This window comes from Alitabrizicola rongguiensis (assembly GCF_021491355.1).
Taxonomy (GTDB): domain Bacteria; phylum Pseudomonadota; class Alphaproteobacteria; order Rhodobacterales; family Rhodobacteraceae; genus Aliitabrizicola; species Aliitabrizicola rongguiensis.
Genome location: NZ_JAKENF010000003.1, coordinates 244195 through 259263, shown reverse-complemented (window position 1 = coordinate 259263; position 15069 = coordinate 244195). Strand labels below are relative to the sequence as shown.

Genomic DNA, 15069 nt, shown 5'->3' with positions numbered 1-15069 from the left:
GGCTCCCGCAGCCGCCCCAGGCGCAACGCCGAACTGGCGCGTCCCGCAAATTTCTTCAAAGGAACTTGCCAAAAGCCTTCGAAGGCTTTTGGTACTTCCCTTACAGCGTCCTGACCTGCGGCCGCCGCCAGACCCTTGCCGGCTCCACCATCAGCTCGGTCAACGCCCAGACCAGCGCATCCAGCCGGTCCGGGCTGCCCGAACCGACATAGCCGCGCACCGTCATCCGGCACATCTCGTCCTCGAGGTGGTTCAGCCCCCGGACATGCGCAACCCGCCCCTGCTCGTACAAAGCCGCCACCGGCTCCGCCCGCAGCCGCTTGCCCTCCACCGCCCGGACCGCCCGGAACGGAACCAGCGCGTCGAACTGGCGGATCACCGTCTCGACCATCTCGCCGCCCTGGTTGACCTCGGCCACCATCCGGTCGGCGCCATGCCGGTGGAACGCCTCGATCGCCGCCCGCGCCCAGTCCTGCGGCGAGGCCGCCGTCACGCTTGCATCCTCTAGCACCACCGCCCGCCAGTCCTGGGGCGGCCCCTCGGTCACCGCGCCCACCACCACGATCCCGCACGCATCCGACCGCGAATGCCCCGTCGCCGGCGGATCGACCGCCACAACCACCCGGCTCAGCCGCGGCACTTCCTTCAGCCGTGCCGCCTCCAGCATCGCTGTGGTCCAGAGTGCCCCCTCGGTATCCTCCAGCAACTCGCCCTCCAGCTCCTGCCGCCCCAGCCGCGTCCCGCCATAGCGGCTCCGCACCTCCTCCAGAAACGACGCCGCCAGATAGGCCCGGTTCGCCTCCGTCGGAGCATGAGTGACAACCGTCGAGGGATTCCGCAGGATCGCCTTCAGCACCTCGACATTCTGCGGCGTCGTCGTCACCACCTGCCTTGGATGGCTTCCCAGCCGCAGTGCGAACTGCAGCATGTCCCAGCTCTCCTGCCCCCTTTTCCACTTCGCCAGTTCATCCACCCAGGCGGCATCGAATTGCGGCCCCCGCAGCGACTCGGGCTCATGCGCCGAAAACACCTGCGCCACCGCACCGTTCGGCCAGACGAGGCGCTTGCGCCCCGCCTCCCAGTCCGGCTTCCGGTCCGGCGGCGAACAGGCAAGGATCCCGCTGTCGCCGAAGATCATCACCTCCCGCACCTGCTCGATCGTCTCGCCGACCAGCGCCACACGCTTTGCCGCACCGGGATCCATCGGGCGCGGCCCCTCTACCTGCGCGCGGACCCATTCCGCCCCGGCCCGGGTCTTGCCCGCCCCACGCCCGCCCATGATGACCCAGGTCTTCCAGGCCCCGTCTGGCGGCAGCTGATGCGGCAGCGCCCAGAACTCGAACATCCACGGCAGCGACAGGAAGGCATTCTCGTCCAGCCCTTCCAGGAATTCATCAACCTGTTCCGGCGTCGCGGAGGCGAGCCAGGCGGCGCCCGATCTCAGTTCGCGCGGCGTCGAAGTCGAGCGCATAGTCGTGAACGACCCCGGCAACCTGCTTGCGGAGTTTGTCAATTCTCGTCCTTTCGTCCATCACCAGCTGGAAGGCGGCCTTGAGGTCGCGGACCGCCTGCATGGCCGCCTGCGCCTCTTCGTTGCTGCCGGCGCGCAGCCTGTCGCGCGCCCGGATCAGCTCCTCGGCCACCTCACGGTAAAGTCCCTCCGTCGCCGCCAGTAGGTCCGGCGGCGGCGCGTCTCCTTCGGAGAACCTGATTGTCATCGACTGCTGCACCCGCTCTCATGCACCCTCCGCCCTCGAGCGACATGAAAAAGCAGCCTCCGGGCCACCCCGGGGCTGCTTGCCCACTTCTTCCAGCATGACATAACCAATACATCGGACCGCGCGCCAAGTCAAGCCAAAAATCCCGCCTTGCCAATGACTTACAGAACGACGCGTTAAGAAACCAGCAAGGATTCGGCTTCAGCCCCGGCGGGCCGCCTCTATCGCAGCGACGTCGATCTTGCGCATCTGCATCATCGCATCAAAAGCCCGCCGCGCTTCGTCGCCCCCGGCGGCCATCGCCTCGGTCAGGACACGTGGCGTGATTTGCCAGGACAGGCCCCAGCGATCCTTGCACCAGCCGCAAGCGCTTTCCTGCCCGCCATTCCCGACAATCGCATTCCAGTAACGATCCGTCTCCGCTTGGTCGTCGGTGGCGATCTGGAACGAAAATGCCTCGCTCTGTTGGAATACCGGCCCGCCGTTCAGCCCGAGGCAGGGAATACCGCAAACGGTGAAATCCACCGTCAGCACATCGCCCTTCTTCCCCGACGGATAATCCGAGGGCGCGCGATGCACGCTTCTGACCACACTGTCGGGAAAGACGCTGGCATAAAACCGCGCCGCCTCTTCGGCATCGCGGTCATACCAGATGCAGATCGTGTTCTTCGCAACAGCCATCGACAGTCCTCCCCCATGCCTGACTGCGGCTCGCGAAAGGGTCACCGCGCCTGCGCCCAACCTTTTCCCAGCCGACAGCGCCTTACTCTAGGGCCAAATAGGCTCGCGCCCAGCCCTGCTCAGGGCTGCGTGGTCTGCTGCTGGTCCTGTTGCTCTTGCTGCTGCGCCTCGATGGCCCGCCACTTGGTGACGTTGGTATTGTGCTCGGCCAGTGTCGCGGCAAAGACATGCCCGCCCGTGCCGTCCGCAACGAAATAGAGATAGTCCGTCGTCTCCGGGTTCAGCGCCGCCTTGATCGAGTCGGTCCCGGGATTGGCAATCGGCGTCGGGGGCAGACCGTCAATTACATAAGTGTTGTAAGGCGTTGAGCGGCGAAGCTCACTCTGCCGCAGCCCTCGCCCAAGGCTTCCCTGTCCCTTGGTGATCCCGTAGATCACGGTCGGGTCGGTCTGCAGCCGCATGCCGTCGCGCAGGCGGTTCAGGAACACGCTCGCCACCCTGGCCCGCTCTTCGGCAACCCCGGTTTCCTTCTCGACGATCGAGGCCATGACCAGCGCCTCTTCCGGCGTCTTGTAGGGCAGACCCTCTGCCCGCGCCGCCCAGAGATCGGCGAGGATCTGCGCCTGCTGGGCCTGCATCTCGCCGATCAGAACATTGCGGTCCTCGCCCTTGGTCACCTCGTAGCTATCCGGAGACAGGCTCCCTTCGGGCGGAATGGTCTTGACCTCACCCGACAGGAACGCCGCCCGCTTCAGGCTGTCAACGACCTGCCAGCTGGTCACCCCCTCGGCCAGCGTGACCCGCCAGCGCATGTCGGTATCTTCCAGCGCCGCCTTGTATTCTGCAGGAGCCTGCCCCGTGGCCGGGTCGAACTTTACCACTTCGACAAAGGCATTCGTCGCAGGGTCCAGCTCGCGCAGCACGATATCGGTACCGGTGACACCGATCCGGAAGTTCACCTCTTGCCCGCAAGTAGACTGACCGCCTTCGGTCAGAACCGCAAGGATCTCTGCCATCGAGGCCCCTGCCGGCACCAAATAGCTTCCGAATTTCAGCTTCGCCGCCCGGTCCGCATAATCCGCCCCGATCCGGAAGATTCGTGCATCGCTGATGGCACCTTGCGTCTCAAGCTGGCGGCTCACAACCGCCAGCGTCGCCCCCTTGTCCACCCGCACGCAGACCGCCTCGGCAAGCGGCCCCGGCCCGGTGAACTGCTGCCGTCCCCAGGCAAGGATGCCGGCCGCAAAGACCAGCACCACCAGGATCAGCGTCAGCGAATTCGAGGCGAGCGAGCGCCACATCAGCCCTTGACCTTGCCCAGCACCAGCGAGGCATTGGTGCCGCCGAACCCGAAGGAGTTCGACAGCGCCACGTCGATCTTGCGCTTCACCGCCTTGTTCGGCGCAAGGTCAAGCTTCGGCTCCACCGCCGGATTGTCGAGGTTGATCGTCGGCGGCGCGATCTGGTCGCGGATCGCCAGCACGCAGAAGATCGCCTCGACCGCGCCCGCCGCGCCCAGCAGGTGCCCGATCGACGACTTCGTCGAACTCATCGTCGCTTTCGCCGCCGCATCGCCCATCAGCCGCTCGACCGCGCCCAGTTCGATCGTGTCGGCCATGGTCGAGGTGCCATGCGCGTTGATGTAGTCGATCGCCGAAGGCTCCAGCCCCGCCCGTTTCAGCGCCATCTGCATCGATCGGTAGCCGCCATCGCCATCCTCGGACGGCGCGGTGATGTGATAGGCATCGCCCGACAGGCCATAGCCCAGCACCTCGGCATAGATCTTGGCGCCGCGCGCCTTGGCGTGCTCGTATTCCTCCAGAACCACCACGCCGGCGCCCTCGCCCATGACGAAGCCGTCGCGATCCGCGTCATAAGGGCGGCTCGCCTTTTCCGGCTCGTCGGGCCGCTTGGTCGACAGCGCCTTGCAGGCGTTGAACCCGGCGATCCCGATCTCGCTGATCGGCGCCTCGGCTCCCCCCGCCAGCATCACATCGGCATCGCCCCACTGGATCAGCCGTGCCGCGTCGCCGATGGCATGCGCGCCCGTCGAGCAGGCGGTGACGACCGCGTGGTTCGGCCCCTTGAAGCCGAAGCGGATCGAGACCTGCCCCGAAATCAGGTTGATCAGCGCACCCGGAATGAAGAAGGGCGACACGCGCTTCGGCCCCTTCTCCTTGATCAGCACCGCGGTCTCCGCAATTGACGAGAGCCCGCCGATCCCCGACCCGATCATAACGCCGGTCCGGCAGCGATCTTCCTCGGTCTGCGGCTTCCAGCCGGAATCCTTCACCGCCTGGACCGCCGCCGCCATCCCGTACAGGATGAAGTCATCCACCTTGCGCCGGTCCTTCGGCTCCATCCAGTCGTCCGCGTTGAAGGTGCCGTCCGTCCCGTCACCGAAGGGGATCTCGCAGGCATATTGGGTCACGACATTCGACGTGTCGAAGCGCGTGATCTTGCCCGCGCCGGATTTCCCCGCGATCAGTCGCGACCAGGTTTCCTCCACCCCGCACGCGAGCGGCGTGACCATTCCCAGTCCGGTGACAACGACCCGACGCATCCGGCGCCCTCCTGCCTTTTTGCATGTTCGGGCGGTGATACACGGGCCTGTCGCGCCGCGCAACTCAGCCAGGCGGCTCTTGCGGCCCCGGGCGGCGCAGCAGGGCAAGTCCCCGCTCCCCGCCGGCCACATCGCGCATCCGCCGGAACCCCATCCGCGCCGCCAGCGCCAGCGAGGCGGCATTGCCGTGATCGATCTGCGCCACCAGCGCCCCGGCATGGTCAGAGGCGTCAACCCAGGCCAGCATCGCCCTTACCGCCTCGGTGCCGATCCCCCGTCCCTGCGCCGCCCGGGCCAGCACCCAGCCCGCCTCGGGAGCGCCATCAAAATCCGCCCCATGCCCGCGCATTGCCCGGAAAATGCCGGTGTGCCCCAGAAACTCACCGCTGGTCCGATCGCAGATCGCCCATTGCCCGTAGCCTAGCAGCACCCAGGACCCAGCATTGCGCAGGAAGGACCCCCAGGATTCGGCCTCGTCCCGCGCCGGCACCCCGACCCGCGCGGTCACCTCCGGGTCCAACCAGAGCGCGGCAAAGCTGGGGAAATCGGCCGGCCACATGCCGCGCAACCGCAGACGTGGCGTCAGGAGTTCGGGAATGTCGCCACCAACTGACCCCGGAATCAAAACAGCGCCCCCCGGGTTGCGGGAGGCGCTGCGGACGGCGTCATGCCGGCTGCAATCAGGAGGCTTTGGTGATGAACTTCACCGCATCGCCGAAGGTCTGGATGGTCTCGGCGGCGTCATCCGGGATCTCGATTCCGAACTCTTCCTCGAACGCCATCACCAGCTCGACCGTGTCGAGGCTGTCCGCGCCCAGATCGTCGATGAACGAGGCGTTCTCGGTCACCTTGTCCGCTTCCACGCCCAGATGCTCCACGACGATCTTCTTCACGCGATCCGCGATGTCGCTCATGTCAGTTCCTCTCAAAGCAGCGGGGTGCCCCCGCAATATCCGTTTCTGTCCCTCGGGCCAGCGCATAGCCGAACCAGTGGGAGGCCCAAAGCGCTTCCGCCACTCTGGCCCGTCCTGCGCGCCTATAGCAAGGCCCCATCGTCAAGGCAAACCCTTTCCGGCGGCGCGCGGCCGGCGCTCAGATCATTGCCATTCCGCCGTTCACATGCAGCACGGCACCGGTCACATAGCCTGCCTCGGGGCTTGCCAGATAGAGCACCGCCGCGCCGATCTCGTCGGCCTCGCCCATCCGGCCGGCCGGCACCTGCGTGAGGATTCGGGCCTTCTGCTCGTCGTTCAGCTTGTCGGTCATCGCGGTGGTGATGAAGCCCGGCGCCACGCAGTTCACCGTGATGTTCCGGCTCGCCACCTCGGCGGCGAGGCTCTTCGACATCCCGACCATCCCGGCCTTCGAGGCGGCATAGTTCCCCTGCCCCGGATTGCCCGTCGCCCCCACGACCGAAGAGATGTTGACGATCCGTCCCCACCGCGCCTTCATCATGCCACGCAGCACGCCCCGGCACAGCCGGAAGGTCGAGGTCAGGTTCACGTCGATGACCTGCTGCCATTCCTCATCCGACATCCGCATGAACAGGTTGTCGCGGGTGATCCCGGCGTTATTGACCAGGATATCGACAGCGCCCATCGCCTCCGCCGCCTTCTTCGGCAGCACCTCGACCTCCTCGGCGACCGAGAGGTTGCAGGCGATCACATGAGCGCGGCCGCCCAGTTCCGCCGCAAGTTCCTCGAGCGGCGCGACCCGCGTCCCCGAAAGAGCCACCGTCGCTCCCGCGCCGTGCAGGGCCCGCGCGATCGCGCCCCCGATCCCCCCCGAAGCGCCGGTGATCAGCGCCGATTTCCCTGTCAGGTCGAACATGTCGGTTCCCTCGATCTGGTAGTGGAGCCTCGCGACTGCACTGCTTCTTCTGTTCTCAAATATCCTCGGGGGTGAATGGGCCGAAAGGCCCAGAGGGGGCGGAAAGCCCCCCTATCCGGCCACCGCCGCCTTGACGTCGTCCGGCGTGCCGACCGCCCGCGTGGCAATACCCGGCGCGATGCGTTTCACCATGCCCGACAGCGCCTTGCCGGCGCCGATTTCCCAGGCCTCCGTCACGCCCTGCGCTTCCATCCACAGGACCGATTCCCGCCAGCGGACCGAGCCGGTCACCTGCTCGACCAGAAGCTTGCGGATCGCTTCCGGATCGCTCACCGCCTCGGCCCGCACGTTCGCCACGACCGGCACGACCGGCGCCTTGATCGTGACGCCCGCGAGCGCCGCCGCCATTGCCTCGGCTGCCGGCTGCATCAGCGCGCAATGGAAGGGGGCGGAGACCGGCAGCAAGAGCGCGCGCTTGGCGCCCTTTGCCTTGGCGATCTCGACCGCCCGCTCGATGGCCCCCTTGTGCCCCGAGACCACGACCTGCGCCGGGTCGTTGTCATTGGCGGCCTGACAGACCTCGCCCTGCGCCGCCTCGGCCGCCACTTCGGCGGCGGCGGCGAAATCGAGGCCGAGCAGTGCCGCCATCGCACCGACGCCCACCGGCACCGCCGCCTGCATGGCTTGCCCCCTGAGGCGCAGAAGTCGCGCGGTATCGGCCAACGTCAGCGACCCGGCCGCACAGAGCGCCGAATACTCCCCAAGCGAGTGGCCCGCGACGAAGGCTGCCGACGTCACGCCGACCCCTTCGGCCTCCAGCGCCCGCAGCGCGGCGATCGAGGTCGCCATCAGCGCGGGCTGGGCGTTCTGCGTCAGCGTCAGCGTCTCGGCATCTCCTTCCCAGATCAGCGCCGAAAGCTTCTCGCCAAGCGCGGCATCAACCTCGTCGAACACGGCCTTCGCGGCCGGATAGGCCTCGGCCAGCGCGCGGCCCATGCCGATGGTCTGGGCGCCCTGCCCCGGGAAAACGAATGCGCGGCTCATCTCTGGCCCTCCCTCGATCTGTCGCCTCCCCGCTTAGCGCGCCGTCCGGTCCTTCGCAACGCCGCCGAGCACCTGGCGCGACGCGCAAATTTCTTCGCAGAAATTTGCCAAAGGTCTTCGAAGGCCTTTGGTCCGGCGCGTTGCCGCCGCCGCTTGCATCCCCCGCGTGCCCGTGTATAAGGCCGCATCCTTCCGCCGGAGCAATGCTGACCGGCGCATACCCTCGTGGACGGGACCAGCGGAAGGTCCACCCCCGTCCTATGAAATGCGCCTAGATAGATACGGAGTACGCATGCCGCTTTACGAGCATGTCTTCATCTCGCGTCAGGATCTGTCCAACGCGCAGGCCGAAGGTCTTATCGAACATTTCTCCACCGTCCTCGCGGACAACGGCGGCAAGGTCGTTGAGAACGAGTACTGGGGCGTCAAGACGATGGCCTACAAGATCAACAAGAACCGCAAGGGTCATTACGCCTTCCTGCGTTCGGACGCGCCCGCGGCCGCCGTTCAGGAAATGGAGCGCCTGATGCGCCTCCATGACGACGTGATGCGCGTGCTGACCGTCAAGGTCGACAAGCACGAGGAAGGCCCCTCGGCCCAGATGCAGAAGCGCGAAGAGCGCGGCGAGCGTGGTGAGCGCGGCGACCGTCCCGAGCGCAGCTTCGGCGATCGTGGCGACCGTCCGAGCTTCGGCGGTGACCGGGGTGGCGACCGCGGCGGCTTCGGCGCCGACCGTCGTCGTTGATCGCGTGAGGAAAGGACAGTAAACCATGGCGAACAAACCGTTTTTCCGCCGCCGCAAGGTCTGCCCGTTCTCGGGCGACAACGCTCCGGCGATCGACTACAAGGACACGCGTCTGCTGCAGCGCTACATCTCCGAGCGCGGCAAGATCGTTCCGTCCCGCATCACCGCCGTCTCGGCCAAGAAGCAGCGTGAACTGGCCCGCGCCATCAAGCGCGCCCGCTTCCTCGCCCTGCTCCCCTACGCTGTGAAGTAAGGAGAGAGACCCATGCAAGTCATTCTTCTCCAGCGCGTGGCCAAGCTCGGCCAGATGGGCGAGGTCGTGAACGTCAAGGACGGCTACGCCCGCAACTACCTGCTGCCGCAAGGCAAGGCACTGCGCGCGAACGACGCCAACATCAAGTCGTTCGAAGCCAAGAAGGCCCAGCTTGAGGCCCAGAACCTCGAGACCAAGAAGGAAGCCGAAGCCGTCGCCGCCAAACTCGACGGGCAGACCTTCGTCATCATCCGCTCGGCCTCGGATGCCGGCGCGCTTTACGGTTCGGTCACGACCCGTGACGCCGCCGAAGCCGCAACCGAATCGGGCTTCACCGTCCACCGCAATCAGGTGGTGCTGGACCGTCCGATCAAGGATCTGGGCCTGCACACGGTGACCGTGGTCCTGCACCCGGAAGTCACGGTCAAGGTTTCGCTGAACGTCGCGCGTTCGGTCGAGGAAGCCGAACTTCAGGCTTCGGGCAAATCGATCCAGGATCTCGCTGCCGAAGCCGAAGCTGCGGCCGAGTTCGAGATTGCCGAACTCTTCGACGACATCGGCGGGGCCGCGTCGGAAGACGCCTGATTCCCGACGGCAGATCCAAGATCAGGGGCCGCGCCGGTGCAACGGGTGCGGCCCTTTCCTTTTGCATGGCCGACTTTCGGACCCTTCTGTCGCGTCAGATCTTCAGTCGGTCGCGCAGCGAGGTGTAGATGGGCGGCACGCCTGCCGCCGTCGCCACGCCCATCGCCGCGGCCGAAGCGAGCATCAGCGGCAGCATCAGTTGCGGCAACGCCGTCATCTCGACCACGATGATCATGCCGGTCAGCGGCGCACGCACTACGCCCGAAAACAGCGCCGCCATCCCGGCCACGGCATAGGCCCGCGGATCGTAGCCAAGATGGAACACCGCCTCGATCCCCAGGCCGACCACAAGCCCGAGTTCGGCCCCAAGGACCAGAAGCGGCGCAAAAATGCCCCCTGGAGTTCCGACCGCATAGGAGGCCACGCTGAATAGCAGCCGGAAGGCGATCAGCCAGGGCAACCATTCCAGCGGCTCGATTGCATGGAGGGCCCGCAAGGTCAGGGCATCCCCCGGTCCGGTCAGGCCTGGCAGTGCCCAGGTCAGCAGACCGACGCCGGACCCGACGATCATGCCCCGCAACACGGGCGACCAGGACAGACGCTCGACCCTGTCGACAGTGGCGATCAGCATCCGGCTGTAAAGCACGGCCATCAGCCCCGCGATCAGGCCCAGCCCGAGGAAGCTCAGATGCACGGTCGGCAGGTTCTGGACAACGGCTTCGGTCGGCAGATCGGGTGCAGCGCCAAGCACCGCACGGGTCACGGCGATCGCCCCGCCCGAGGCCATCAGGGCCGCGACGGCGATGCGCGTCTCGAAGCGGCGCACGAGCTCTTCAAGCACAAAGACCGCGCCTGCGATCGGGGCGTTGAATGCCGCCGCCAGCCCTGCCCCGGCACAAGAGGCGATCAGGATGCGCTCATCGCCCCAGGCGACCCGGAACAGCCGGCTGGTCAGATGGGCAAGGCTCGATCCCATCTGGACGCTCGGCCCTTCTCGACCAAGCGCAAGGCCCCCCGACATGGCGAAAAGTCCGCCGGTGAACTTCACCAGCAGCAAGCGGATGCCGACCGGCCGCAGCTCGCCTTCGATCGTCGCTTCGACATTGGGGATGCCGCTGCCCGCACTTTGGGGGGAGAAGGTCCGCACCAGCCACAGCGCCAGCGCGATCAGCGCACCCGCAACCAGCATATCGGGCAGAGGGCCCAGGTCCTGCCCGACCGATCCGGTCAACCGGGCCCGCAGGTTCTCGGCATGGTAAAGCGCAAGGCGAAAGACTGCCACCACAAGGCCGGTGGCCATGCCCGCCAAGGCCGAAAGCACCGCGAGGCCCAGAAGGCCACGTCGGTCGTTATCCCGCGGATCGGTATCCTCGGCGGCCGTCATGCGATCTCGCGACAGGCTCAGGGCAGAAACGAAAAGGCCCGGCGCAGAGCCGGGCCTTTCAGGATCAGAGTTCGTCCAGCGCCTCGACAGCCTTCTGGAGATCTTCCTTGCTGGCCTTCTTTTCGGAAACCTTGGCCTGTTCGACGATGTGGTCGACGACCTTGTCCTCGAAGATCGGCGCGCGCAGTTGCTGCTGCATCTGCGGATTCTTCTGCACGAATTCGAAGAAGGCGCGCTCCTGACCCGGATACTGGCGGGCCTGGGCAAGAACCGCCTGGGTCATCTCGGCATCGGTCACGTTGATCTCGGCCTTGCGGCCGATCTCGGCCAGAAGCAGGCCCAGACGCACGCGACGCTCGGCGAGTTTCTTGTGCTCGTCGGTCGGCTCGATATTGCCGTGGTGGTGGCCGTGATCGTCGGGATGCTCTTCGTGGTAAAGCTGGTGGGCGATCTGGGCCGCTTCGGCTTCGACCAGAGAAGCCGGCAGGTCGAACTTCACCAGCCCGTCAAGCTGGTCCAGCAGCGAACGCTTCAGCACCGCGCGCGAGGCGCCCTTGTACTCTGCTTCCAGACGCTCGGCGATCTGGCCCTTGAGCGCCTCGAGGCTCTCGGCGCCGTATTTCTTCGCCAGTTCCTCGTCGATCTCGGCGGCCTTCGGGGCCTTCACTTCCTTGACCGTGCAGGCAAAGACCGCGGCCTTGCCGGCCAGATGCGCGGCGCCGTAGTTTTCCGGGAAGGTCACATTGACCGAAACCTCGTCACCGGCCTTGGCGCCGACGAGTTGCGCCTCGAAGCCCGGAATGAACGAGTTCGAGCCGAGCACCAGCGGATAGTCCTCCGCCGAGCCGCCTTCGAACAGCTCGCCATCGACCGAGCCCTTGAAGTCGATCACGACCTGATCGCCGTCCTTGGCCTTGGAGCCCTTCTTGCGGTCCTCAAACACCTGCGCCGAGGCGGCGAGGTTCTTCAGCGCTTCTTCGACAGCTTCCGGTTCGGCGGCGACGGTCAGACGCTCAAGCTTGATCTTGCCGGCATCGACATCCGGGATCGGCGGCAGCGCCTCGTAGGCGACTTCCACGACCACGTCCTGGCCTTCCTTCCACTCCTCGCCGCCGACCATCTTGATCTCGGGCTGCAGCGCCGGGCGGTCGCCGGTCTTTTCGAAATGGTCCTTCATCGCGCCGTCGATGGCATCCTGCATCGCGTCGCCCAGAAGACGGGTGCCGAACTGCTTGCGCAGCATGGCCATCGGCACCTTGCCCTTTCGGAAGCCCTTAAGCTCGACTTCCGGCTGGGCCTCGAGGAGCTTCTCGGTGACCTTCGCGTCCAGCTCGGCCGCGGTCACGGTGATCGTGTAGCCGCGCTTCAGACCTTCGTTCAGGGTCTCGGTGACCTGCATTCTCTCGTCCTTCTTTCTCTCGGCGACCTGCCGGGCCCTCACCGCCCGAACCGCCGCCAGACCATTCTGTCGTCACCATCCGGCCGCGGGGCCTCAGGCAAAACACCAGCGCCCCGGACAAGGCCCAGGGCGCCAAATCCCGCGCCTTCTAGCAAAGCTTCCGGGCGCGCGCGAGGGGGAAATTGAGCCAGCCCTCGCAAGCTTCGGTGAGCGTCAGCGCTCGGTCGGACCAGAGTCGTTCCTCGGGAGTGGGGGAGTGGCTGGAGCCGGCCGCCGCAGCAACCGCACCGCCCCGCGAATGGCCAAGAGAGTGATTCCGACACCGACCAGCCAGATCCACCCGACTCCGCCCGAGAAGCCCTGAAAGACGTCCTGCAGGCCATAAGGGCTGAAGAGCAGCGAACAGCCGCCGGTCATCACGGCCAGCAGGATCAGGATCATCGCGCCAAACGTTCTCACGGTTTGTCCTCAGGACTAGCCGGTTTCGGGGCGTCAGCGGGCGCGACCGACCGCACTGCGGGGCTGCGAAGCAGGGCTACCGCGCCCCAGATCGAAGCGGCGGCGATTATGACACCGCCGAGCCAGAGCGCCAGGGCGCCAGGATCGTCACTGAGGTCACCGAATGCCATGGTCGCGAAGGCAAGCGAGCAGCCGCCCGAAAGGACCGCAAGCAGCAGCAGAAAGATCCCGAAAAAGTTTCGCATCTCAGCCTCCCATCTGCACGACCCGCGCCGCAAGCGAGGCCGCGCGGCGCGCCTTGGCCTCGGCATCCCTGTAGAACAGGTTGTAGGTGTCGAAGGGCACGATCTTCCCTTCGGGCGTCACGAAATGGACGCAAGAGCGCTTGACCCGCGACAGGCAGAAATTGTGCGGATCAAGGAATTCGACGATCGCAATGCGAAAGAGGTCTGTGTAGCCGATGTCGGCCGGCACCTGCACCTCGGGCAAGCAACAGAGCAGCGCCTCAAGCCGGTCGGGCGCGTTGCATTCGCCAGACGAGAGCGAGAAGAAGTCGAAGATGCGCTGGCGCAGGCCCGGATAGCGCTCGAAGGTCACCGTGTTCGGCAGCACGTCCACAAGCGTTTCGCGCGGCATCATGCCGGTGATCGGCGCAAGCTGTCGCCCCCGCCGCAGCGCGTAGCCGATCGAGATCGATTCCGGGTTGCAGGGCAAGGGGATCATGTCCGCCTCGCCGAAGGGGTTATCAGCCTCGATCACCGCGCGACGGATGTCGGACAGCAGCGCGCGATGACTGTTCGCCTCGAACCCCTCGTTCCGGCCCGCATCCTGGACCGGCTGGAATGTGACACCACGCACACAAGGCCACTCCAGCGCGTGGTCGATGATCGCGCCGACTTCATCGTCGTTCAGCCCCTTGCGGATGGTGGCGACCAGCGTGGTCGATATGCCTTCCGCCTCAAGGTTCTCCAGCGCCTGCTGGCGGATGCGGGTCAGGTCGGCGCCGCGCAGCGTCTTGTGCACCTCGGGGCGCAGGCTGTCGAACTGCAGGTAGACCTCGAAACCAGGTTTCAGCGTCGACAGTTCGCGGACGAAATCCCGGTCGCGCGCGATCCGAAGGCCGTTGGTGTTCAGCATCAGGTGGCGGATCGGGCGCGCTTTCGCCATGCGCAGGATCGTCAGGATCTCCGGGTGCAGCGTCGGCTCGCCGCCGGATATCTGCAGCAGGTCCGGCTCCTTCTCGCTGGCCACCAGCGCATCGAGCATCCGCTCGATCTCGGCCAGTGTCCTTGTGCCCGTGTGCTGCGGCGACGATCCGGCAAAGCAGACCGGGCAGGTCAGGTTGCAGTGCTCGTTCACCTCGATCAGCGCGAGACAGGAATGCTGCTCGTGGTCCGGGCAAAGGCCGCAGTCATAGGGGCAGCCCAGGTCGATGCGGGTCTGCGCCGTCTCGGGCCGGTCGCCGGGCTTCAGCCAGTCGAGCGTCCGCTTCCAGTAGGCGGCGTCGGTCGAGATCAGCGCCTTCCTGACCCCGTGGGTGCGGCAGCGCTTGAGGTAATAGACCAGGTTCCCCTCGATCACGATCTTGGCCGGGACCGGCGCGAGGCACTGGTCGCAAAGCGAGGTCGTCTGGCCGTGGAACAGGTAAGGGGCGGACTTACGCTCGAACATGGCGGCTCCGGCGGATCATGAAGAGAGCGTAGAACATCAGGGCAAGACAAAGGAACTGGAATATGTTGAGCGGCCCGGCGACCGGGGCATAGGGCTTGAGGAATTCCCACAGGAAGCGCTGGAACCCATACCAGCCGACCATCAGGTAAAAGCCGTTCGCCATCACGAAGGGCACGCGCCGCCACAGCGCCCAAAGGAAAAAGGCCAGGAACAGCGCCATCGACAGGCTTTCGTAAAGCTGGACCGGATGGCGTAGCAGCCCGTCGCCGAAGTCATGGCCCCAGGGCAGCGCCGTCAGCGTGCCATGGGTGTTGTCCCCGATCCCCGACAGGAAGCAACCGATCCGCCCGACCGCCACGCTGGCCGAGAAGCCGGCAACGAAGACGAGGCCGGTGCTGCCCCGGATCCCTGCCCTTGCCTTGTATATCTCTACGGCGAGGATGGCCCCCGCCAAGGCGCCGAGGATGCTGCGCCCGAGCCCCGGAATGCCGCTGACCCAGAGGTTCAGCGTGCCGAAGCCGAAGCCGCCGAGGATCGCCCCCGCCGCCAGCGCCGCCATGTAGGGCAGACCGAAATCCTCGGACGTCCGCGCCACGCCGCGCAGGCGCCAGCGCGACACGGCGAGCATCAGCGCCACGGCAAAGGCAGCCGCCAGCAGATCGAAGACGCGATGGATGTCCAGGATGCCGCCCTCCCCGGCCCGTTGCCGTCCATCGGAGCCGATGGGGCCGGCAAGT

The 15069-nt window shown here is 66.2% G+C and carries 18 protein-coding genes; 3 read left to right on the top strand and 15 right to left on the bottom strand.

Annotated features, from left to right (window positions below):
• Positions 1–100 precede the first annotated feature (100 nt).
• The 9 genes from L0V05_RS12800 to fabD all read right to left on the bottom strand — a co-directional run bounded on the left by L0V05_RS12800 (position 101) and on the right by fabD (position 7836).
• Complete coding sequence (locus L0V05_RS12800; RefSeq protein ID WP_234871069.1) at positions 101–1471, bottom strand: DNA-packaging protein; 1371 nt, start codon at positions 1469–1471, stop codon at positions 101–103.
• Positions 1395–1718: a hypothetical protein gene (locus L0V05_RS12795; protein ID WP_234871067.1), complete on the bottom strand. Its 324-nt coding sequence runs from the start codon at positions 1716–1718 to the stop codon at positions 1395–1397. The genes L0V05_RS12800 and L0V05_RS12795 overlap by 77 nt, the downstream gene beginning before the upstream one ends.
• A gap of 201 nt (positions 1719–1919) precedes the next feature.
• A complete protein-coding gene (locus L0V05_RS12790; RefSeq protein WP_234871065.1) occupies positions 1920–2399 on the bottom strand; it encodes a VOC family protein in 480 nt (159 codons plus the stop codon).
• A gap of 119 nt (positions 2400–2518) precedes the next feature.
• A complete protein-coding gene (gene mltG, locus L0V05_RS12785; RefSeq protein ID WP_234871063.1) occupies positions 2519–3700 on the bottom strand; it encodes an endolytic transglycosylase MltG in 1182 nt (393 codons plus the stop codon).
• Positions 3700–4962: a beta-ketoacyl-ACP synthase II gene (gene fabF / locus L0V05_RS12780; RefSeq protein WP_234871061.1), complete on the bottom strand. Its 1263-nt coding sequence runs from the start codon at positions 4960–4962 to the stop codon at positions 3700–3702. The genes mltG and fabF overlap by 1 nt, the downstream gene beginning before the upstream one ends.
• A gap of 64 nt (positions 4963–5026) precedes the next feature.
• The gene (locus L0V05_RS12775) at positions 5027–5530 is read right to left on the bottom strand and encodes a GNAT family N-acetyltransferase (protein WP_255683798.1); all 504 of its coding nucleotides are present in this window, start codon (positions 5528–5530) and stop codon (positions 5027–5029) included.
• Positions 5531–5642: 112 nt separating this feature from the next.
• Positions 5643–5876 carry an acyl carrier protein gene (locus L0V05_RS12770; RefSeq protein ID WP_234871057.1) on the bottom strand — a complete coding sequence of 78 codons (234 nt, stop codon included), beginning with the start codon at positions 5874–5876 and terminating at the stop codon, positions 5643–5645.
• A gap of 178 nt (positions 5877–6054) precedes the next feature.
• A complete protein-coding gene (fabG, locus tag L0V05_RS12765) occupies positions 6055–6792 on the bottom strand; it encodes a 3-oxoacyl-[acyl-carrier-protein] reductase (RefSeq protein WP_234871055.1) in 738 nt (245 codons plus the stop codon).
• A 111-nt stretch (positions 6793–6903) separates the two neighbouring features.
• A complete protein-coding gene (fabD, locus tag L0V05_RS12760) occupies positions 6904–7836 on the bottom strand; it encodes an ACP S-malonyltransferase (protein WP_234871053.1) in 933 nt (310 codons plus the stop codon).
• A gap of 292 nt (positions 7837–8128) precedes the next feature.
• On the opposite strand from fabD, the gene rpsF reads away from it, so the two are divergent.
• Genes rpsF through rplI form a run of 3 tightly spaced genes read left to right on the top strand, consistent with a single transcriptional unit; the run spans position 8129 to position 9419 of the window.
• Positions 8129–8581 (top strand): 30S ribosomal protein S6, encoded by a 453-nt coding sequence (rpsF, locus tag L0V05_RS12755; protein ID WP_234871051.1) that lies wholly within the window; start codon positions 8129–8131, stop codon positions 8579–8581.
• Positions 8582–8606: 25 nt separating this feature from the next.
• Positions 8607–8834 (top strand): 30S ribosomal protein S18, encoded by a 228-nt coding sequence (gene rpsR, locus L0V05_RS12750; protein ID WP_011747229.1) that lies wholly within the window; start codon positions 8607–8609, stop codon positions 8832–8834.
• A 12-nt stretch (positions 8835–8846) separates the two neighbouring features.
• Positions 8847–9419, top strand: a complete 573-nt coding sequence (rplI, locus tag L0V05_RS12745) for a 50S ribosomal protein L9 (protein ID WP_234871050.1) — start codon at positions 8847–8849, stop codon at positions 9417–9419.
• A 94-nt stretch (positions 9420–9513) separates the two neighbouring features.
• Here the strand turns inward: rplI and L0V05_RS12740 are convergent, their stop codons facing one another.
• From L0V05_RS12740 to L0V05_RS12715, 6 genes are all read right to left on the bottom strand, one after another.
• A complete protein-coding gene (locus L0V05_RS12740; RefSeq protein WP_234871048.1) occupies positions 9514–10803 on the bottom strand; it encodes a ClC family H(+)/Cl(-) exchange transporter in 1290 nt (429 codons plus the stop codon).
• Between the two features lie 64 nt (positions 10804–10867).
• Complete coding sequence (gene tig, locus L0V05_RS12735) at positions 10868–12202, bottom strand: trigger factor (protein ID WP_234871046.1); 1335 nt, start codon at positions 12200–12202, stop codon at positions 10868–10870.
• A gap of 213 nt (positions 12203–12415) precedes the next feature.
• The gene (locus L0V05_RS12730; protein WP_234871044.1) at positions 12416–12661 is read right to left on the bottom strand and encodes a hypothetical protein; all 246 of its coding nucleotides are present in this window, start codon (positions 12659–12661) and stop codon (positions 12416–12418) included.
• Positions 12658–12906, bottom strand: a complete 249-nt coding sequence (locus tag L0V05_RS12725; protein ID WP_234871042.1) for a hypothetical protein — start codon at positions 12904–12906, stop codon at positions 12658–12660. Before L0V05_RS12725 ends, L0V05_RS12730 begins: the two co-directional genes overlap by 4 nt.
• A 1-nt stretch (position 12907) precedes the next feature.
• Positions 12908–14332 carry a radical SAM protein gene (locus tag L0V05_RS12720; protein WP_234871040.1) on the bottom strand — a complete coding sequence of 475 codons (1425 nt, stop codon included), beginning with the start codon at positions 14330–14332 and terminating at the stop codon, positions 12908–12910.
• The gene (locus tag L0V05_RS12715; RefSeq protein WP_255683797.1) at positions 14319–14987 is read right to left on the bottom strand and encodes a prolipoprotein diacylglyceryl transferase; all 669 of its coding nucleotides are present in this window, start codon (positions 14985–14987) and stop codon (positions 14319–14321) included. Before L0V05_RS12715 ends, L0V05_RS12720 begins: the two co-directional genes overlap by 14 nt.
• Positions 14988–15069: the final 82 nt, after the last annotated feature.